Below are 19,855 nucleotides of genomic sequence, written 5' to 3'. Positions count from 1 at the left end.
CTTGGCTGTTGGCCTGGTTTCCGCGCACCGCCGATGGCGAGGGCATGCCGGACGGCGAGCGCGTCGCCGCCGTACCGATGGTGCTGGTCCCCGACGCCGAGCCGCCAATCGAGCAATGCGCGGCCCGTGTCTTGCGATCGGGGGAGGCTCTGGGCGGTACGCTGGTTCGCGAGGTCTCCGAGTTCGAGGGATATGGCTGGTATGACGCCCTGCCGCGCATATCGGACCTGTCGTTCCGGTTCGAGACGGATAGGGGCACATTCCGCTACGAGGAAGGGCGTACGCTCCCCGACACAGTCCAATCGGGATACGTGGCGGCAATTGCACTCGACGTCACGGTCAACCCGTCGCGAGACGGAACCGACGCCGCCGTATGCCATTCCATGCCTGCCGACGTCCTGATTGCGCCCGATGACGGTTGGTCGGCCGACCTCGAAGAAACCGTGATCCTGCTGTCGCCCGGTTGCGCGATTGCACCCAACGACCTGGCCGATCTGCTGGAAGACACCTGCTTTTGCGCGCGGGATGATGTCGATGACGACAGCTGGTCCACCCAGCAACGCAATTTCCAGATGCAGGCACGGCAGATCGCCAACGCCCTGCTCCTGGGTGAAGACGCGGCGATCCTCGAGCGTATCCGCGACATCGTTCACGACGAGATCGGTTGGCTCATTCCCGCCGGACGGCAGGTGTCGATGGTTGCTGGTGGTGGCCAGGTGGAACTTGCTTTCGCGAATGCAGCGACTGTGTCCGCATCGGGCTAGCTGGAACACCCACGGCCGTGGCTATCCGCTGACCACATCTTCGGTCTACGCGACGAATTCATTGCGCCGATGGGCGTGGACGAGCCTTGAAAATGTGCATATTATGTGCAAATACTCTTGGTCAAAGGAGGTAACCATGAACGCTGTATCGATGGAGCGGCGCACCACTGCCATATCGGGGTTCGTCGAAAGCCTGCAAGAGCCGCGCACGCCCTATATCTCGCCCAAGCGGTTTTCCGCCGCATTGGGGGTACAGGTCGCGGGTCTCGCCAATCTGGCCGGAGTTCACCGCAATACCTTGCGCAACCCGGCTTCGGAACGTCTGCAGGACAAGCTTCGCGAGATGGTGAGGGTCATTTCCGCAGCCGCCACGCTGACCGGTGACGTGTCGAAGGCGATCTTCTGGTATCGCAACGAGCCGATCGCCGATTACGATCACAAGACCGCCGCCGAACTTGTCGCTGAGGGCCATTCCGACGCGGTGATGGCGCATCTGCGCGATCTTGAGAACGGCGCCAGCGGGTGAAGATCGCCACGCTTGGTCCCGATGACGTCTTCTACCGCTACCTCACCCCCAAATGGGCCTACGTGCCTTTGAGCGGTGCGGGCGCGGCGGCCGAAGGCGGTCGTTTCAATCGCATCGGCGTCGAAGCGCTTTATCTCGCCCGAGCCCCGCAAACCGCTTTGGAAGAGTACCGGCAGGATTCATCGCTCGTCCCGCCGGCGATGTTGGCGAGCTATATCCTTTCGGTCGACGGCGTCGTTGATCTGTCGGGCGGCTATGACCCCGCTCATTGGGCGGACGGATGGGCGGAGTGGGACTGCTCCTGGCGGCGGATGCTCCGGATCGACAAGGTGACGCCGCCCTCCTGGATATTGGCGGATCAGGTCATTTCCGCCGGCCACAAGGGCATTCTCTTTCCCTCGATCCGGCATCCGGGTGGGACCAATCTCGTGATCTTCAATTCCAATCTGACAGCTGACGATCGGCTGGGGGTTCACGATCCCGACGGACGCCTGCCCAAGGATCAGTCTTCCTGGCCAAACTGATCGCTCGCGAGCCGATCGTCGCCCTGCTCGCCATCCTATCTGGAGATGCAACATGCCCTACGCGGAGCTTGAGCCATTGCTGTCCCCACGACGCCAGCGGCTCGCGTCGTTCGAGCACGCATACGCAGTCGCGCTAAGAAAGCGTGGGCAAAGCGGCAGGAGCCAATTCATCGTGAGAACAGGCAATCCGGTTCAGCCGTTCCGTACGACCAGCCGAGCACCCCAACGGGACGAGCAAATCCTGGCGCTGGTCGCCTGATATCCTGCGTACAATCGGGAGATGCGCTGCCCACATGCTGCTGGCCGGAATAGACTGCCAAGACCATGTGTAGTCGCCAACAGCGTGGGGCCGGGATCGTCACCATCCGATGGACCACTCAGCCAACCTGTTGCGAAATGTCCTTCCCGTGAGGAAAACCCGTTCAATGTCCAAGACCAAAGCCACCTACGATATTGCCGGTCTCATCAAATATGCCGACCGCTCACCCTGGGCCGAAGCAATGGACGAGACCTTGTCCGCTCATCTTGGCCCAGTCCTGGAAGATGCCGGGCTCGATCCCGAGGCGCTTTTCGACCGGATCGGGTCGCATTGGGAAGGAAACCTCTGGGGCTGCGCCTTCGAGGATCTGCTGACACAAGAGATCGGACCCGACGGGCTCAACCTGGTCGAGGACTACCTCAAGCGCCGGGGCTGGAACGAGAAGGCACCCAGCAAGGCTTATATGCGGGCGCTGCGCCATTCGGTGATGTCGCTCTACGAAGTGAGCGAGGTCGTCCCGGGCCAGTCGATGAAGCTGCGCGACCTGCTGCGAGATGCCGAACCCGTCACCGTGCATGAGCGGAGCGCGACACAGACGCTGGTCAACTGGGACCGCATCGCCGCACGGGTCGTCGAAGTGCGCGCAACCCATGGTATTTCGGGCGCACTGCTGTCGTTCGGACCGGAAGCCAGCGCCGAACTGATCGCGGCCTTTGCGCGGCTTTCCGCATCTCCCGATCCGGACGCCGGCTTCGACGTGACCGATCGCGACCAGTTGCTGCGCCACACTGCCCCGCTGTTCACCGCCATGTGGCTGCGGGACTGTCTTGGTGCCTCGGCCAGATCCGGCTTGCCCGAACTGGTCAATGCCGATGGAGAGGACGTGGTGTTTCACCGCATCGTCTTTCCCATCGCCAAGGGGGCGACCCAAAGGGACATCGCGCAAAGGCTGGATGCGATCGCCGATCTCGAAACCGCCGGTCCCAAATTCTGGAACTGGCTCTTACGTGCTGGTGGGAACAGGCGAACGCGCGCCGTTCCGACCGGCAGCCAGCGCATTACCAGCACCATGGACGATGGCACGCCGGTGTTCGGCACGATCGCGCTGGAAGGCCGGCGTGTGGCCATCGAGGTCAACAGCGCCGAACGGGCCGAGAGCGCCAGGATGCAGTTGTCGCATTGGCTGGATGCCCTGGTGGGTACTCCGCTGACCGAAATCCGCACACTGGAGCAGATGCTGAACGACGACGCTCACCATGGCCCGCATCAGGAAGAGCCGGAACTCGACCCGCAGGACATGGAGCGTATCGTCCACGCCATGCTCGACCGCGAATATGCCAGCGCGCTGGATGAGCCGGTTCCCATGCTGGGCGGCAAGACCCCGCGCGCGCTTGCCCGCACCAAGGCTGGCCGCACGAAAGTCGCTGAATGGCTTAAATATCTGGAGCATGGCACAGCGAGGACGCAGGGCTCATGCGATCCCATGGCCAGCTACGACTTCTCATGGATGTGGGCGGAACTGGGTATTGCGGACCTGCGGAAATGAAGTCGGTTGGGAGTCCCGCAACCGCATGATCCCGGTCTTCGCCCGTTATGTGAACGGGCAGGATTGGCCTGAATTCAGCTTGACCGGCATGGCCGGCCAGCTCGAAGCAGTAAACAATGCGCCTTCTCGACGACCTTGCCGCCCGGCGGGCATTGTACGGCCGCCCGCTTGCGACCATGCCCGACGTGCTTCTCATCGACATTCCGCCCGTCTACGCGTCACCGAGCCTCCCTCTGGGGCGCTATTACCCCGTGATCCTCGAGACCGACGCTGAATATGCGGAAATAACGGCCTTCCTCGCAATGGAACGATCGCGCCTAGTCGTGCCCGACCTGTTCGATCATCGTCTTTCCGCGCTTCGAGCCGATGACATCGTCGTCGCTCGTTACCCGCCGCCCCGTCCGGAATGGCCCTGGCTGATGCTTTGTCGCTGGCCTGCGGACTATGCGATAATGGTCCCGGCACAGGACGAACATTTCGCCCGCGGTGCCTACACCAGCGAGGCCTTCGAGACACTCGATGATCTCGTCCAGGCCGAAGCCCGACTGGTCGAGACGCTGGGCTCGCACCGGCCGGTGCATCTGGCCGTTCTGCCCGAGACGTTGGGAACTGCCTGAGCGGAGCGTTGCCGGGCTGGAGCCAATATGCACTGGCCTGCGAAGACCCGATTTCTCCCGGTCCATCCTGCAGTTGCCTGAGCCCCAAAAAACCAAAGGCAGCCCTTTCGGACTGCCTTGGCATTTAGTTCCCTTGCGGGAAACGGACACTCCTGAGGGAGGCCGCCTGTGCTCCCCATATAGGTGTCAGGGTATGAACATGCAATTAAAAACTACGGGGCGGGAGGCGCTGCGGGCACCGGGAGCCATGCTAGCACAAGCCGCATCATGTCGTCGAACTCGACCTGAGGCATCCTGACGATACCGCCCTTGTCGGGAAGGAGTCTGCTGACGGCAACGCTGGTGATCTTGTCGCAGATCGCCCATGCCGCCCGGCCGTCGATCGTGGTCTGCAAGGGAAACGCCCAGTTGTTTCCCGGCTGGGCCTGCGTCGAACAAGGGACGGCGGTGACCGCCCCGTGCAGTGTGTTGCGGTAAGACAGGATGATCACTGGTCGACGCTTCCAGAATTCCGGCAGCTGGGCGTCCTGCGGAAAATCGCACCAGAGCAGTTGCCTGATCTTCGGCGCGCCGACCAGGCGCGGCGCGACCTTGGGCGGCGGCGCTTGTTCATGGGCAGACATGACTTCGGTTCTACTCCTCGCCCTTCACCAGGCGTAGCTTGGGTGCGCCGCGGCGGTTCTGTCGCCGCTTTGCCATTTCGGCCTTGTCTTTCATCTCGGCCAACTTCTCTTCTGCGAACGGCCTGGCGGCCTTGATCAGGCCGTCGAGGTGATAGACGTTCGTCTTGCTGCCCGTCTCCGTGCGCCGCTCTTCACGGCGGATGTAGCCAGCGCCTTCCAGCGCCGCGACATGCTTCTGGATCGTGCGGGGGTGCACGTCCATGGCTTTTGCCATCGTGCTCTTGGAAGGAAACGGCTTGCCTTCCGGCGTCCACCACTTGCTCGCCAGGTAGAGCACGATGTTGAGGTCGAGCGGGGAGAGGCCAAGCTGCTTCTGGTTTTCGATGATAACGCTGGGCAACGCGGTCCAGCCGGCATCCATGAGCGGCTTGGACCACTTCTTTTCATTGGTGCGCAGGTCGGCGTTGGCCGCCGGTTGCTTTTTGATCGCCATCGGAATAGTCCTTTCTTGATCCCGATATGTGCTTGCTACGCGGGCGAATCAAGTTTGAGGGGGAGGCTCTAGGGGCGCGGGTGGGCGGCGCTGATGCCTTCCGCTCCCGAGGTTCTGGAGGCCGGGGCCGGGTAGCCTTCAGCGCCCTACAAAGTAGGATGCGCTGTTAACCAGTATCCGCTCAACCGCATAATCCGCTACGGATAACCCAGTATCCCGAACGGGGAGGCGCTGATGCCTCCCGGTCGGGCCATTTTCTGCGAGTATGCCGCTTGCGTCGCCGGGTGACGGCCACGGGAATAGGCTTGCCTGCCACGCCGTGCCAAACGACAGAGCATCATGGTCATTCAACGAGTCGATTCCCGTTCCGGCGCCGCTGCCACGCATTGGCAGGTCATGCCTTGTTACCGGCACCTGTGATGGCAAGCCGCAGCAACAATGCCTATCGCCGTATGACGGGGCGGTTTCGTCTGAATGGCCGTAGCGCCATGCTCGAGACGGCCGAGGAGAAGCTGTTCTACCTCACGGCGTCCGACGATCTCTCGAATTTCGATGGCCAAGACGTTGTCGTCGAAGGCGAACTGTCTGGGGCTGATCGTTTGTCGCTGACCTGGATCGGTCTCGCCAGCGCCTGAGATTGGCCTTCATCGGCCTGCGACTGGACAAGTCATATTGGGCACGGTTCACTGCGCGGCAGGCCCGTCATGCTGTCCGCCGACCATGCCGCTGCGCTGAGAACTCCATCCCCTCCTGCTCTGCGGACCCACCTCGGCATCATTCGATTGGTGTTCCGCCTGCTTCCGTATGTGCGGGGCACAGATTGCCGTTCGCATGGTTGTGGTCGTTGGGCGGTTTGTGAAGCGGATTGAGGGGAAGGGCTGCTGCCCGCTGCGCGGGCACCGGGCTAACGGGCTGCGCCTCGAGCCCCGCTCTCGCGGGTCTCGCTCCTGACGGACTTATATCCCTGCCGCGGGGCGAGGGGGGATGGTGCGGTGTGTTGCCGCGCGAATGTGCATGAGATTCCATGCACCGTGCTGAAGACGAATGGAGTCAGGCGCGGGAGCGGCGCGAAGCGGGACGCCGCTCGAATTCGGTGGCGCTGGCTTCGAGATCGGCGGCGAGCTGGTTGAGGGCGCGCGCAGCGCCAAGCCGCATCAGACCATCGCCCTGCGCTCCCGAGCAACCGCGTGCGGCACGCTTGCGGGCGAGGTCGGCCACGGTGCGGAGCGTCGTCGAGTCCATGCCCGCATAATAGCCATGACGGGGTTCGGGCGCCAGCCCGTCGAGGTGGCGCGGGCGGTTCGATGGGTGAGGCCGGGGCATGCGGGAAGGGAAGTGCGACAACTCCCGCTCCGTGCGGGCGGCAAGGCCGGGTCCCTAGAGAAGAGGCGGTTTGAAGAGGGTGTCGCGAAGAAATAGTTCGAGAGCGACATTATCGAAGGAGTTGAGATCATGAACATTGGTGAAATCCGGAATGTGAACGGCCGTCTGACCGGTTCCATCGCCACGCGTACCATCGACCTGCCCCGCATCGGCCTGCGCAAGGTCGAAAGCATGAGTGACCGCGCGCCGGTCTACGAGATCCTCGCGCTCAACGTCGCTCGGCGCTGGGTGCAGATCGGGGCGCTGTGGGAAGCCTTCTCGAAGAAGACCGGCGAAGCCTTCCTCGCTGGCACGGTCGACGACCCGGGCCTGCCCGAGCCGCTGCCCGTCGCGTTGTTCCCGACCGAGGATGGCGGCTTCACCATCGCCTGGCGTCGCGAGACCGTGCGCGCCGAGTTCGGCGGTGGCTTCGGCACGTCGCAGCGCTCTTACGACCAGCGGTCCGAGGGCGGCTTCGGCGACAGCACGGCGGGCAACGATGGCGCGCTGATGGGGGCGGGCGCTGGCGCCGAGGATGGCGAAGACCTGCCGTTCTGACCTGGGCGGCCAGCCGAAGGGCCGGGGGCGCCAGTCGCCTCTGGCCCTTTTTCATTTCCCTTTCCCGTCAAGGAGCCAGACCCATGGCCAGTTCACCCGCAGCGCGCAGCGTCAGCAGCTTTCCCGACCTCAAGGAACTTTACGCCGAGATGACCGCCACCCCCGAATTCCAGGCGGCGTTCGGCGATCCGCTTGCCATGTCGATCATCGAACCGGGCGAGCAGCCCGGCGAGCATGAGATGCCCGACCCCTTCGCCGCGCAGGCCGAATGTGGCGGCATCGTCGCCACCATCTTCGACCTGTTCGCCGGAACCCGGCTTGAGCCGCTCGCAGCGGAAATCGCCTGGGGCTTCGTCAACAGCTTCCACTTCGTCGCCGGCAAGCTCGAACGGCGCGAGGATGCCTTGGCACAGGAAGTCGGGGACATGGCCCGTCATCCCGACATGAGCGAGGTCTACAACAGCGAGATGGAGGAGAAGCAGATCCTCTGTCAGTCGGTCGCAGAACAGCGCGAGGCGATCGAATGCATGCGCGACTATGCCGCCGAAATGTACCGCGTTCTGTCGGGTTGGCCCTGGTCGGCGGCGCGCGGCAGCAAGGCATCCTCGGCCTCGACCGCGAGCCAGATCGCCGCGCTCGATTTCCTGCGCGCCCGTGAACTCGCGACCCGCGAGAAGCACATGCCGAGGGGACCCATCGTGGTGTTTTCCGGGCCTGCCCAATGGCACGACTGGGAGACACTCTGGGCCAAGCTCGATGAGATCAAGCAGCGCATTCCCCATATGACGCTGGTGACGACTGGGCAGCGCAAGGGAGCGGATGCCATTGCCGCCGCCTGGGCGGCGCGGAGCGAAAACGGCGTGCCGCTCGTCGCCTATGGCCTCTATGGCAATGGGCGCAAGACCGCCTTTACGCGCAACCGCAAGCTCGCCGAGCTTAAGCCGGTCGAGGCTTTGCTGTGCGAAGGCTCGGGGTTGCAAGCCAATCTCTACCAGACGCTGCGGCAGGCCAATGTTCCGATCCATGCCTTCCGCAAGGTTGATCAGGTCGCCGACAGCGCGGTGCGGAGGATGCGGGCCTAATCGCTCGACGCCGGTGCGGGACGAAGTTTCTCCGCCTCCGCATTTGCTCCCGATGGCAACGATGCTGGGCCGGACGCGGTTGCCGCGTGCCGGCCCATTTTTATGCTATGGGGGAGCCACTCCACCGCCTTGTCACGCTCATTGCGATGGCTGGATCGTCGCCAATTTACGGTGGGATTCGGGGTCGCAGCGTCGGCGCAAACAGGGCCAACACGGGCATCGAGCCCGTGCTGGTCCTCGGGTGCGTGGGGCGAGGTGGGTGTATAATTCTCTCTACCAACAAGTCCAAGTTTGGCACGGGGACAGCACCGGCCTCAAGGACGACGGGGCCCCACCATTTTCTTTGGCGGGCGGGCGGCAGTGCTCTGTTTCGGACGTTTGCGCAGCGCCAAAGAAAATCGTGACCCCCATCGCCGCTGCGCGGTCGCTTCGCGATCCTTGACCCCGGCGCTCACAGCCCGTGCCTTTGAAAATGCCTCTTTCAATCAATTCAAGGAGGCAGACATGACCACGACGACCCGCACGATCCGTGACTTCGCAGAAATCGCCGACCTCATCGCCGCCGAAACCATGGTGACGACCGACAGCTTCAGCGCAGCATTCGAAGGCGCGCAGGAGACGAGCCGCATGGGGTTCGGTGAGGAAGAACTGACCGCCGACATGCCGGACGCAACCGAAGCCCAGCTCGCTACCGAAATGCTGGTGCGCACGATGTTCGACGTGCTGCGCGATACCAGGCTGGAAAGTGTGGCGGCGCGGCTTGCCTGGGGGATCGTTCACAGCTTCCACAAGGTCGCCGACCAGCTCGATGGCGAGGCCGACCGGGCCGCAGTCAAGATCAAGGATCTGGTGCACAGCGCCGACGGCAGCGAGGTGATGATGGGGGAACTCGAGGAAGCCCAGCTCCTCTGCCAGTCCCTCGACGAGGCGCGCGAAGCGGTCGCCTGCATGCGCGATTATGCCGCAGCCACCTATCTCGCCGAGACCGGGCGGCCCTGGTCCAGCCCGAAGGGATCGCTGGTTTCCTCGAAGCGCACCGCCTCGGTCATCGCGGCGCAGGACTTCCTCGCCGCGCGCCGGATGAGGAAGGCGGAGGCGCATGCCCCGCAGGGCCCGGTGGTGGTCTTCTCAGGGGGGCAGGTCTGGGAGGATCACGCGCTGCTGACCGAAACGCTCGACGGTGTGAAGGCGCGCATTCCGGGGATGGTGCTGGCGACGACCGCGCAGGACAAGGGGTGCGACGCCATTGCCGCTGCCTGGGCGGCAAAGAGCGGGACCATGCTCATAGCCTTCACGCTCGACCGGCGTCTGGGGAAGCGCGCAGGGTTCGCCCGGAACGAACAGCTCCTGAACCTGCGTCCGGTCGAAGCGATCGTCTGCGAAGGGTCCGGGCTGCAGTCGCATCTGGCTCGGGAGGTGAGGGCGAAGCGCATCCCCGCGCGCTTCTTCGCCCTCAAGGACCAGCGGACAGCGCAGGCCGCGGCGTGAGATAAGGGTGTGGGACCGGTCGGGCATTCGTCCGGCCGGTCCCTTTTTTTGCCTGCATGGAGGTCGCCCCCGCTCGGGAGCCCGGACCTGCGGCCCGGGTCCGTCGCGGCGGCGATGCGAAGCCGCGAAGAGCGGCTCCGGCCTCCTGCGCGTGGCTACGCCATGCTCGTCGCTGGGCCATCCCTGCGGGATGATTTTTGATTGTTCGCGGGGGTAGATTGAGGAGTGGCGCTCGCATCGGGCAGGGGCTTGAGCGCAGCGATTGCGGCTGCGCCGCCCACCCGAATGGCGGCGGTGATCACATCGCGGAACTCGCGTTCAGTAAGCTGTTCAACCGCAAGCTCGGGAACCAGTTGGGCATATTTTCCGCGTAAGTTCCGGCGGGTCTTTTCCACCTCTTCGCCCATCTTGCGCTGGCGCGCTTCGAGGTCGGCAAGGCGTTCTCTGTCGGTCATCTTGGGCATGTCGATCATCCTTGGGGATGGTCTGCCCGCCGCCCCCAATATCGGAGCATGGAATTGCTCATGCAATCCCCCGGATCGACGTTGTGTCATGACGTCATCGTTTCCCCCTTTTGCCCACATGGATCAGCCTGCCGGCGTGCCGCCGGCGGGAGGACAAAACCCCTTCGGGGGAGCCGCGCCCCTTCCGGGACGAGGCGACGCAGCGAGAAATCGCTGCGCAAGAAAAGACGCACGGCCGTGGCCGTTTTGTAATGCACCGTACGCACGGGTGCTGCGGCGATTTACCGCGCTTGTTCAAGGAGTTGTGTTGGGTGCCATGGCACCCGCTGGACCGGCCCTCCGGCATCCATGTCACCCCGTAGCAAACCGGCCTCGCGCAGAATCGCGATTTTCCGCGCCTTTGCGCCGGGTGCCATGGCTGACATCTGATTTTCTTGAGTTTTCTCGAGGCTTACGCTATTGATGCGCTCGCTTCATGACATTCTGTCGCCGGGCTCCACTTCGGAGCAACGGCATGCACAGAATAAGTGTTCGGGTGGACGACACCCTTTATCTCAGTCTCCAGCGCCGCGCGCAGGGCGCCAATCTGTCCCTTTCCGATTTCGTTCGTTCGGTCCTGGCGCAGGCCGCCGACCCGCGCGGGCGCTACATCTATTCCTCGCAGGACGAACTGCTCGGGATCGTCATCCAGATCCTGACCCTGGTCGCGACCTCGATCGGCGAGCGCTCTCCGCAGCTGCTCGAGCGGGGAATGCAGGATGCCAAGGCGGTCCTGCGCGAACGGGGCCTGCTCGATCCGGAGCAGGACCGGTGAGCGGACCTGCCAAGCGACGTCTCGGCCTGTCGTACAGATCGAACAGGCAAGTGTTTCATTCCCCGGTTCTGCCGTCAGCTGCCGGCTTCCCGCCGCTCTTCAACATGGGCGCCCGCACGTATCGTCTCCACCCGCATGACCCTCAGGAGCCCCGATCATGAGCATATTCCGCAACGACACGCTGGGCAGCTGGACTCGCGGCGGTCAGTCGATCGTCCACAATGTCCGCATGACTACCCAGGTCTTCTTCCAGACCATGACCGCCTGCCTGGTGCTCTGGGTGATGGGGATCGTCTGGTATGCGCTGGAGAAATCGACGCCCTACGAGCGCTATGTCGTGACCAAACTGGTCGAGGCGAGCTTCAAGGCCGATGCCGCGCCCGGCACCAACGATCCGGTGCTGTTCAAGACCCCGGCGGGGCAGCAATACTGGACCTCGGCCGACTGGCTGCTTGCGTCCGGGCTCGCCAAGAAGACCCTTCACGCCTTTGAATTATACCTGATCCACGGCGCGATCATCTCCGGCCTGTTCGCTCTTGCCGCGCTCGCGATCGCCTGGTTCTCGTTCACCCGGACGGGGCGGGGCCTCGGTTCCAACGAATATATCCGCGGCGCGCGCTTCGGCAGCGTTCGCGAAGTGCGGCGGCTGCTCTGGCGGCAGAAGAAGGGGAGCTTCGCGATCGGCGGTGTCCCTGTCCCTGACGCCTACGAGCCCGAGCATATCCTCCTGTGCGGAGCACCCGGCACTGGCAAGACCAACCTCATCGTCAAGATGCTCGAAGGGATCCGTGCAAAGGGCAAGCGGGCGATCATATACGACACCGCCGGCACTTTCGTCGAGAAATTCTACCGGCCGGGCAAGGACATCATCCTCAATCCGCTCGACATGCGCACCGCCAAATGGTCGCCCTGGGGCGATGTGCCGCGCGACTATCATTACGACCAGATCGCGGAGTCGACGATCCCCGAAAAGCACGGCGATCCCTTCTGGGCCAAGGCCTCGCGCGGCACGCTGGTGGCAGTGCTGAGGAAGCTCGCCCGGGAAGGGGAGATGCTGGTCTCGGTCCTGCTCGACCGGCTGCTGCGATCCAAGCTTAAGGACCTTGCCGCCTTCGCCGCCGGCACCGATGCCGCGGCTTTCATCAGCCTCGAGGGGGAGCGGACCTCGGCCGGTATCCAGGCCGAGCTCGCCTCGGTGATGCGCAGCTTCTCCTACCTCGACGACACAAGGAAGGGCCTCTCGATCCGCGACTGGGTGACCAATGAGGAGGGCGACAACTGGCTGTTCATCACCGTAAAGGCCGACCAGCTTCCTTCGCTGCGACCCCTGATTACGGTCTGGCTCGACATCGCCATCTCGGCGATCATGAGCCTCACGCCCGACCGCAAGCGGCGGCTCTATTGCGTCATCGACGAACTGCCTTCTTTACAGAAACTACCCTCGCTTTCGGATTTCCTCGCGCGAGCCCGCAAATATGGCGGCTGCGGCATATTGGGGTTCCAGTCCTATCCGCAATTGGAAGCGACCTACGGGATTCAGGATGCCGCCGCGATCACCGGCTACTGCTCGACCTGGGTGGCGCTGAGGGCGAACGACACCCCAACCGCCAAACATGTTTCGGAAAATCTGGGGCAGGTCGAGCAGGTCGAGGCCAATGAGGGCATGTCCTACGGCGTCAACGACATGCGCGACGGTGTCAACCTCAGCCGCATGCAGGTGACCCGCCCGCTGGTGATGCACACCGAGGTCACAAACCTTCCCAACCTCTGCGGCTATCTCCGGTTCGGGCGCAACCTGCCGGTGGTCCGGTTCGAAGACCGGTTCAACACCGTGCAGACCTTGGCGGAAGGGTTTATCGAGCGCGATACGCCGCCGCTGCGTGACAGCGAAGGGCAGGCGATCATCGCTGCTATTCATAGCCAGGCGGAGCCGCAGCCGGCTCCGAAAGCCAAAACCGCGCGGCCCAAACGGAGGCAGAAACCGACCGGCGAACCAACCATGAACCCGCCCCAAACGGACTTGTTCACGCCGCTGCCAGAGGGCGCAAGCGAGGGCGATCACAAGCCTGTCAGTGGACCGGAAACCCCGCCGGTCACGCCGCCCAAAACACCCACCGAGCCGCCGAAACCTGTTCAGGACTTCACGCTGGCGCCGCGGCGCGGGCACCAGCGCATCGAGATCGACGTCTATGACCGCGAGAACGGACCTGCCCGCAAGGCGAAGCCGGCATGATCCATCCGCGCCGCCTCAAGGGTACGTCCGGCAATATCGCCCGCTACTATACGGTGGGCGACTATTATACCAAGGGCGGAGAGGAACCCAGCGAATGGGGCGGCAGGCTCGCACCTGAACTTGGGCTCTCGGGCAAGGTAGACCCGCACATGTTCGAAGAACTGCTGGCCGGCCGGGTCGCGGGCCAGCAGCTCGGCCGTCACCGCATGGGCGGCGAAATCCAGCATCACCCCGGATGGGATTTTGCCGTCAATGCCCCCAAGTCGGTCTCGATCATGGCGCTGGTCGCGGGCGACGATCGGATCATCGCCGCGCATGAACGGGCCGTCACCACGGCGCTCGCCTACCTCGAAGAACATGCCGCGCTCCGCCGCCGGGAAGCGGGCGAGATAGTCCACGAGACGACCGGGCGGTTGCTGTTCGCGCGGTTCACCGAGCATGCCAGCCGTGAGCTCGACCCGCATCTTCATACCCATGTTGTTGTGCTCAATATGACCAACGGCGGGGAGGGCGCGCCGATGGCGAGCCTCGAGACCCGGGCGATGTTCGCCGAGCAGATGGTCGCTGGCCAGATCTACCGCAACGAGCTCGCCCACACCTTGCGCGAACAGGGCTTCGGGATCGATTTCGATCCGAGAAGGGGGCTGTTCGAGATCACCGGCGTGCCCAAGGATTTTATTCGCGAGACCTCGCAGCGCGCCGAGCAGATCGATGCCCATGCAAAAGAACATGGCCTGACCGGGCAGGCGGCCCGGCGCGCCTCCTTCTATCAGACGCGGGGAGCCAAAGCGAAGGTCGGCCTCGAGGAGCTGCGCGGGCAATGGACCGAGCGCGCGAGGCCCTATGCCGAGGATCTGGTCAGAGTGCAGGCGAAGGCTACGGAAAGAAGCCGGGAAGGGACCGGCGAGCAAATAGAACCCGATCCCTTCACTGCCAGCCGCGCCGCGCTGTTCGGCATCCGCCAGACCGAGACCCGCGAAGCGGTGTCGAACCTCGGGACGCTCTATCGCCATGCCTTGGCGAGCCACGTGGGCGAGGTGCGTTTCTCCGATATCCGTCCGTTGATTGCGGGGCACGAGGAACGCCGCAAGCTCCTTGCGGCCCGCGCCCAGACCGGCGATCAGGTTCTGGCGCGGGGACGAACCACGCGGCGCAGCGCCCGGCTCGAGCAGTCGCTGGTCCGCGAGCTCGCGCTGGCGCTGGACGACGCCCGGCCGATCGCCTCCTCCGACCGGCTGCTTGGTGTGCTCGAACGTGCCGGGCTTACCTCGGCACAGGATCGTGCGCTGGTAACGCTTGGCCTGTCGCGCGACCGGGTGACGGGGCTGCACGGGGTGGCGGGTGCCGGCAAGTCGATGCTGGTACAGGTACTCAAGGAATCTGCCGAGCCGGGCACCCAGTTCGTCGCGCTTGCCCCCACATCGTCGGCTGCCGCCAATCTCGGGAAGAGCGCCGGCGTCGAATCCCGCACGGTCGCGAGCCTGCTCGCGAGCGGCGGTCATGGGCTCACCGAGGCCCATGTGCTGGTGCTCGACGAGGCCGGTCAATTGGGGAACCGGCAGGCACGGCGCGTGCTCGAAATCAGCCGGGTGACGGGCGCGCGGCTGATCTTGCTCGGCGACAACAAGCAGACCGGTGCGATCGAGCAGGGCAAGCCCTTCTGGCTGCTCCAGCGGCTTGGGCTGCCCACCGCCGAGCTCACCGAATCGATGCGCCAGGAGACCCGTGCGATGAAGGCGGCGGTAACTGCCGCGCGCTCCGGTGACTACGCAGCCTCGCTCGAGAAACTCGACAAGGTGGTGAGCGGCACCGACGCGGAAAGCCTGGCCAGGGGCCTGGTTGGCGAATGGACCCGGCTGAAGCCCGAAACCCGTGCCACCACCAATATTCTCGTTCTGGAAAACGCCACGCGGCTGATCGTCAATACGAAGATCCGTGAGACGCTCAAATCCGAAAGCGCGATCGCGGCCGAGGATACCCGGCTTGCGATCCTGACGCCGGCAGGGCTTTCCGATCAGGAGAAGCATTTCGCGCGCTTCTATTCGGGCGGCCAAGTGGTGACATTCGCGCGCGATCTCGCCGTCGCCGGGATCGCCCGCGACACCGAATATCGCGTAATCGGGATCGGGCGCGATGCCGGTGGCCGTCAGGTGGTTCGTCTCGCCGACGAGAACGGCCGGATGGTTCGTTGGGATCCCCGGTTGGGGCAGGCGCGTCAGATTAATGTGTTCAACCGTGAGGAGCGGGACCTAGCGGCGGGTGACCGTATCCAGTGGCGTCTGGTAAACAAGGATCTCGGTCTCAAGAATGCCGAGCGCGGGACCGTGGAGAAGCTGGAGGGTACGCAGGCGACCATCCGCTGGGATCGGAACGACCGCGTCCAGACCATTGATCTTGGCGAGCACAAGACCTGGGATCATGGCTATGCCGAGACGGTCTATTCGGCGCAGTCGAAAACCTATGCGCGCGTTTATGTGCTGGCGCCGGTCAATTCGTCGCTGGTCAACGGGCAGAACTATTACACCGCGATCACCCGCGCACGGTTGGGCGTGAAGCTCTGGACCGAGGATGAAAAACGCCTCGTCGAAAAGCTGGAGCAGCGATCGGGCGAGAAGAACTCGGCGCTTGAGGGGCTGGGCCGCCTCCACAAGGATAGCATGCGGGCCTATGCCGATCGTCATGCGGATCGTCTGGCCCTCGCCCGCGACGAGCAGCTGCGCAACCGGCAGGAACGGCGCAACCGTGCGCTTGAACGGCAGCTTGACCGCAATCGATCCCCCGAAGGTCTGGGCGAACGGATCGCCGAGGGTGCGCGCGGGATCGGCGAGATTCTGGATCGTGTTCTGCAATCCGTGATTGATCGCAGGACAGGCCCTGACCTCGAAGATGGCCGCACATCCCGGGTGAACACGCGGACCGAACCCGCCCACGGTCAGCCGGATCATCAGCCCCAGCCTGAATTTCAACCTCAGCCTCAATCCCAGCCCGATCACGGCTTCGATCGATAGCCGGACAAGTCCCCAAGCCAAGGACGAGCACGATGAACTCCTTCCGACTGAATGCAATTTGTCTTTCCCCGATAAGCAGGCTGACTTTGCCCCTTTGCGCGAGTGTCGTCCTGTCCGTTGCAATACCGGCCCAGGCGCGCGGCACGGCCAACGGGGAAGCACGGATCGCCGAATGCATCCGGCAAGCCGCAGGCGGAAAAGCGTGGCTCGAAAAGACGCTTTGGGGCCTGCGCGATCAGGAAGGCGGGTGGATCGGCGCCGAGGTTCGCAACACCAACGGCTCGCACGATCTTGGCCCCCTGCAGATCAACAGTTGGTGGGTGCCGAAGATCGCCGCACTTGTCGGGCGTTCGCAGACCGAGGTTCGCGCCTGGCTGATGCACGATGCCTGCTTCAATGCCGGGGCAGCGCGGTGGATATTCCTGTCGGCATTGAGGACGACGGGCGACTTCTGGAAAGCGGTCGGTGTTTATCATAGTCCGACTGCTTGGCGGCAGCGACGCTATGCGCAAAGCGTGTCGCGTCACATGCAGCGCCGATTTGGTCGAAACATCTTCGGCGCCGCCATCGTAGCTTCGTCCCGGCCAACGGGGTCTGGAAGGCCCCTTGGTGCGGAAGCTGGAAGCTCTGCAACGAGGGTGCTGGGATTTGGGCTGGTGCGAACCCCATCGAACTGATCCGCGACCACATCATCTGGTAAGTGACGCATACCGCACCTGTAATCTTCTTACAGTCCGGGCCTTCCCACGCGCATAGGCACGGTTGCGCTCCTGGCAGACAGCAACAGGCTGGTTGCAGCCTCGCAGTCAAGCGGCCGCGAATAGAAATAACCCTGGCCGAGCCGGCATCCCAGTTGCGCCAGATGGGCCGCCTGCGCCTCACTCTCGACTCCTTCGGCAACGACCGGAATGTCGAGCTCGCGCGCGGTGTGGAGCAGACCGCCGATCACCGCCGCGCCCGCGCCGTCGGGCGCAAGACGGTCGACCAGCACTTGATCGATCTTGATCATGTCGACGGGCATCGTAAGCAATGGCATCAGAAGCCCGCCGCCCGTTCCGAAATCGTCGAGCGCCACTCTCAATCCCTTCTGGCGGAGCGTGTCGATAGCTTCGAGAAGCGCCTTGTCCCGCAAAGCCGGATAGGCACTTTCAGTGACTTCTATCACCAGGTGCCCGAGGGGGAGGTCATGGTCGGCGAGCGCCGATGCGATCTGCTTGTCGAGTTGCCCGCCATGAAAATCGGCCAGAGACACATTGATTCCGATATGTTCAAGCGGGATGGAGCGATCCCGCCAGTGCCGCATGTCGCTTGCCACGATTTCGAGCATCCGTTGCGTCAGTTCCGAGGCGACATGGATGTCGGCAGTGGCTTCGCGAAATGCCGCGGCGGCGAGGAGACCGCCGTTGGCCATTCTCAACCGGCACAGCGCCTCCATCGCGACGATTTCTCGCGTGTCGAGCCGGACTATAGGTTGGTAATGCGCCTCGACCCTGCTCTCGCGTAATGCGGCATCGACGTCCCGGATGGCGGCGATGCGGTGGATGATGCGCGTGTCGATGCCTGGCCAATATCGCACGAAGCCGCCCCGGCCGGTTTCCTTCGCATGATAGAGCGCGAAGTCCGCATTCTGCCGTACTGTCTCGGGACCCCGGTCGCCGGGGCCGAAGACGGCTCCCCCGATGGTGGCCTTGGGCACGACAGAGTGCCCGTTGCAATCGAGCGGCTGCGTCAGGCATGCAAGAAGGCGCGCAGCAAAGCCGTCGAGATCATGCAGCGCCTCCGGGGTTCGCAAGATGATGGCGATTTCATCGCCGCCGATCCTGAAGACGCGGTTCGGGGCGGCGCACTCTTCGGTTCGCCGCGCCGCTGCCTGGATCAGGAGATCGCCGGCATGGTGCCCGAAACCGTCGTTGACGACCTTGAGGTTGTCGAGGTCGAGGATCAGCAAGGCCCATGTTCCAGGCTTGTCGCAAGGCAATAGTGAGAGCGCCGTCCCGAATGCGGATCGATTGCCAAGTCCTGTCAACAGGTCGAAGCTCGCCCTTCGTTCGCGTTCCACCACGCGCTCATGACGTTCGAGCGCTATGGAGCAGAGGTGCGTCGATGCCTCGACTATGGCTTTCTCTTCCTCACTCGGCGCGCGTGGTTGGCGGCAATAGAGGGCGAACGTGCCGATTACCCGGTCCAATTCACCGTATATCGGTGTGGACCAGCAGGCTCGAAAGCCGAGCAGCAGTGCCGCCTCCCGAAAATCGGTCCAGCGCGGATCACAGCCAATGTCGGTGACGACGACTGGCTTGCGAAGATAGGGGGCGCTGCCGCAGGATCCGACATCGGGGCCGATCATCAGTCCGTCAAGTGCAGCGGAGAATTCCTCGGGCAAGCCGGGTGCGGACAGGGGATGAAGGAAACCATCGCGATCGACTGACAGGACCGAGCAGGTCACCTCTGGCGCAAGTGCCTCGATTTCAAGGCATAAGCGGTCCATGGTCGCCGTGAGGTCGGCCCCCTTTGCGATCATTTCAAGGATGATGTTTCGTAAGCCTAGCAATGACCGACCTGATGATTCGAAAGTTTGATGGGAAGGGGACTATCGACTACGATACGCGTCTGCATTTAAGTCTCTGCTAACGTGTGCGTTTCGAAGCTACTTATTTGCACTTTATTGTGACCATTTTGGCCTGAAGTCTCTTCAGCTTAGCGCATCATTTAGGACGCGCGGGCGTCATTCATCGTTCCGACAGCATGAGTGTCATCGAAGTGCTATTAATGCGAGCCGGGTTAAATGATACTTAAAACCCGTCGCCTTATAACCATCTAAGTTCGATTTATGTGGCGTGAAACGAACGCATCCTGGCTCTCTTCGAAATGTCCTGGCGACGAACATCCGTCGGTGTCGCCTGGCGACAGGTATGAGCCAGCAGGATTTTGCTCTCGAGATCGAAATGGATCGAACCTATTTTGGTGGCGTCGAACGCGGCGAGCGCAATGTGTCGATCGACAATATCGAGAGGATCGCGAAAGGGCTTGAAATCAGTCCATATCTGTTACTGATGGCGCCGGACTGAAAGGCAGACTGCCTGATTTATCTAAAGGCCCCGTGGGCTGTTCTATATCCGTTGAACAGGCGCCGGACGAAAGTCGTTCGTTGCCGATTACCGTTTTCGGCTAGGAAATTACGCGATCGGGGTCGGCCCGGCGAAGTCGGACAGGTCCATGACAGACGGAGATGCGTATCATTCGCGTTGGGCTCTCTTTTTTGGGCGGTCAGCCTAAGAAATTCTTCCGCGGGGCTCTTGCCCATCTTGCCTTGCGAACCGCCGCTGCGCGCTGACGAACCAGACAGCGCACGGTCCACAGCCTGCCGTCTCGATCCACCCGCCACCCCCGGGAACGGTGGCACTCGCCCTGCAAAGCTCGAAATGCTCCGTTGGGCTGCCGCCAAACCTCTCGACGGCCTCCGCGAACCTCGAAAAGGCCGCGAAAGCGCCCAG

At 63.3% G+C, this 19,855-nt stretch carries 18 protein-coding genes and 1 pseudogene; 14 read left to right on the top strand and 5 right to left on the bottom strand.

What is annotated here, in order from left to right:
* The 5 genes and pseudogenes from NN5_RS26320 to NN5_RS11600 all read left to right on the top strand — a co-directional run.
* Nucleotides 1-764, top strand: a pseudogene (locus tag NN5_RS26320) (ATP-binding protein); the annotation flags it as partial.
* 136 nt (nucleotides 765-900) lie between these two features.
* On the top strand, nucleotides 901-1,290 hold the full coding sequence (locus NN5_RS11620) for a hypothetical protein (RefSeq protein WP_198409095.1): 390 nt from the start codon (nucleotides 901-903) through the stop codon (nucleotides 1,288-1,290).
* On the top strand, nucleotides 1,287-1,814 hold the full coding sequence (locus NN5_RS11615; RefSeq protein ID WP_013833373.1) for an RES family NAD+ phosphorylase: 528 nt from the start codon (nucleotides 1,287-1,289) through the stop codon (nucleotides 1,812-1,814). The genes NN5_RS11620 and NN5_RS11615 overlap by 4 nt, the downstream gene beginning before the upstream one ends.
* A gap of 425 nt (nucleotides 1,815-2,239) precedes the next feature.
* On the top strand, nucleotides 2,240-3,619 hold the full coding sequence (locus tag NN5_RS11605; RefSeq protein ID WP_013833374.1) for a DUF7986 domain-containing protein: 1,380 nt from the start codon (nucleotides 2,240-2,242) through the stop codon (nucleotides 3,617-3,619).
* Between the two features lie 116 nt (nucleotides 3,620-3,735).
* Nucleotides 3,736-4,236: a hypothetical protein gene (locus NN5_RS11600; protein WP_013833375.1), complete on the top strand. Its 501-nt coding sequence runs from the start codon at nucleotides 3,736-3,738 to the stop codon at nucleotides 4,234-4,236.
* Nucleotides 4,237-4,448: 212 nt separating this feature from the next.
* Here NN5_RS11600 and NN5_RS11595 read toward each other — a convergent pair whose 3' ends face one another.
* The gene (locus NN5_RS11595) at nucleotides 4,449-4,859 is read right to left on the bottom strand and encodes a type II toxin-antitoxin system PemK/MazF family toxin (RefSeq protein WP_013833376.1); all 411 of its coding nucleotides are present in this window, start codon (nucleotides 4,857-4,859) and stop codon (nucleotides 4,449-4,451) included.
* 10 nt (nucleotides 4,860-4,869) lie between these two features.
* On the bottom strand, nucleotides 4,870-5,352 hold the full coding sequence (locus NN5_RS11590) for a helix-turn-helix domain-containing protein (protein ID WP_013833377.1): 483 nt from the start codon (nucleotides 5,350-5,352) through the stop codon (nucleotides 4,870-4,872).
* Between the two features lie 419 nt (nucleotides 5,353-5,771).
* Here NN5_RS11590 and NN5_RS11585 point away from each other — a divergent pair, with 419 nt between their 5' ends.
* Nucleotides 5,772-5,987 (top strand): DUF5818 domain-containing protein, encoded by a 216-nt coding sequence (locus NN5_RS11585; RefSeq protein WP_041558951.1) that lies wholly within the window; start codon nucleotides 5,772-5,774, stop codon nucleotides 5,985-5,987.
* 415 nt (nucleotides 5,988-6,402) lie between these two features.
* Here the strand turns inward: NN5_RS11585 and NN5_RS11580 are convergent, their stop codons facing one another.
* A complete protein-coding gene (locus NN5_RS11580) occupies nucleotides 6,403-6,675 on the bottom strand; it encodes a hypothetical protein (RefSeq protein ID WP_041558952.1) in 273 nt (90 codons plus the stop codon).
* A 129-nt stretch (nucleotides 6,676-6,804) separates the two neighbouring features.
* Between NN5_RS11580 and NN5_RS11575 the strand changes: the two genes are divergently transcribed.
* The 3 genes from NN5_RS11575 (at nucleotide 6,805) to NN5_RS11565 (ending at nucleotide 9,842) form a co-directional block, all read left to right on the top strand.
* Entirely contained in the window at nucleotides 6,805-7,272 is a 468-nt protein-coding gene (locus NN5_RS11575; RefSeq protein WP_041559376.1) for a DUF736 domain-containing protein, read from the top strand.
* Between the two features lie 83 nt (nucleotides 7,273-7,355).
* Nucleotides 7,356-8,354, top strand: a complete 999-nt coding sequence (locus tag NN5_RS11570) for a DUF2493 domain-containing protein (protein WP_013833380.1) — start codon at nucleotides 7,356-7,358, stop codon at nucleotides 8,352-8,354.
* A 504-nt stretch (nucleotides 8,355-8,858) separates the two neighbouring features.
* A complete protein-coding gene (locus NN5_RS11565) occupies nucleotides 8,859-9,842 on the top strand; it encodes a DUF2493 domain-containing protein (RefSeq protein WP_013833381.1) in 984 nt (327 codons plus the stop codon).
* 155 nt (nucleotides 9,843-9,997) lie between these two features.
* Here NN5_RS11565 and NN5_RS11560 read toward each other — a convergent pair whose 3' ends face one another.
* The gene (locus NN5_RS11560; protein WP_245656425.1) at nucleotides 9,998-10,315 is read right to left on the bottom strand and encodes a hypothetical protein; all 318 of its coding nucleotides are present in this window, start codon (nucleotides 10,313-10,315) and stop codon (nucleotides 9,998-10,000) included.
* 505 nt (nucleotides 10,316-10,820) lie between these two features.
* Between NN5_RS11560 and NN5_RS11555 the strand changes: the two genes are divergently transcribed.
* The 4 genes from NN5_RS11555 to NN5_RS11540 all read left to right on the top strand — a co-directional run bounded on the left by NN5_RS11555 (nucleotide 10,821) and on the right by NN5_RS11540 (nucleotide 17,038).
* The gene (locus NN5_RS11555; protein WP_041558953.1) at nucleotides 10,821-11,120 is read left to right on the top strand and encodes a CopG family transcriptional regulator; all 300 of its coding nucleotides are present in this window, start codon (nucleotides 10,821-10,823) and stop codon (nucleotides 11,118-11,120) included.
* A 157-nt stretch (nucleotides 11,121-11,277) separates the two neighbouring features.
* The gene (locus NN5_RS11550; protein ID WP_013833384.1) at nucleotides 11,278-13,353 is read left to right on the top strand and encodes a type IV secretion system DNA-binding domain-containing protein; all 2,076 of its coding nucleotides are present in this window, start codon (nucleotides 11,278-11,280) and stop codon (nucleotides 13,351-13,353) included.
* Entirely contained in the window at nucleotides 13,350-16,361 is a 3,012-nt protein-coding gene (gene mobF / locus NN5_RS11545; RefSeq protein ID WP_013833385.1) for a MobF family relaxase, read from the top strand. The genes NN5_RS11550 and mobF overlap by 4 nt, the downstream gene beginning before the upstream one ends.
* An 86-nt stretch (nucleotides 16,362-16,447) precedes the next feature.
* The gene (locus NN5_RS11540; RefSeq protein WP_306305100.1) at nucleotides 16,448-17,038 is read left to right on the top strand and encodes a lytic transglycosylase domain-containing protein; all 591 of its coding nucleotides are present in this window, start codon (nucleotides 16,448-16,450) and stop codon (nucleotides 17,036-17,038) included.
* A 50-nt stretch (nucleotides 17,039-17,088) separates the two neighbouring features.
* On the opposite strand, the gene NN5_RS11535 is transcribed toward NN5_RS11540, so the two are convergent.
* A complete protein-coding gene (locus tag NN5_RS11535) occupies nucleotides 17,089-18,882 on the bottom strand; it encodes a putative bifunctional diguanylate cyclase/phosphodiesterase (protein WP_051010052.1) in 1,794 nt (597 codons plus the stop codon).
* A gap of 316 nt (nucleotides 18,883-19,198) precedes the next feature.
* On the opposite strand from NN5_RS11535, the gene NN5_RS11530 reads away from it, so the two are divergent.
* Complete coding sequence (locus NN5_RS11530; protein WP_013833388.1) at nucleotides 19,199-19,429, top strand: helix-turn-helix domain-containing protein; 231 nt, start codon at nucleotides 19,199-19,201, stop codon at nucleotides 19,427-19,429.
* The last annotated feature ends 426 nt before the right edge of the window (nucleotides 19,430-19,855 follow it).

The sequence above is a fragment of the Novosphingobium naphthalenivorans NBRC 102051 genome (assembly GCF_001590985.1).
Taxonomy (GTDB): Bacteria; Pseudomonadota; Alphaproteobacteria; order Sphingomonadales; family Sphingomonadaceae; genus Novosphingobium; species Novosphingobium naphthalenivorans.
Note: the sequence above shows the minus strand (reverse complement) of the source record. Positions and strands in the feature narration are given on the sequence as shown.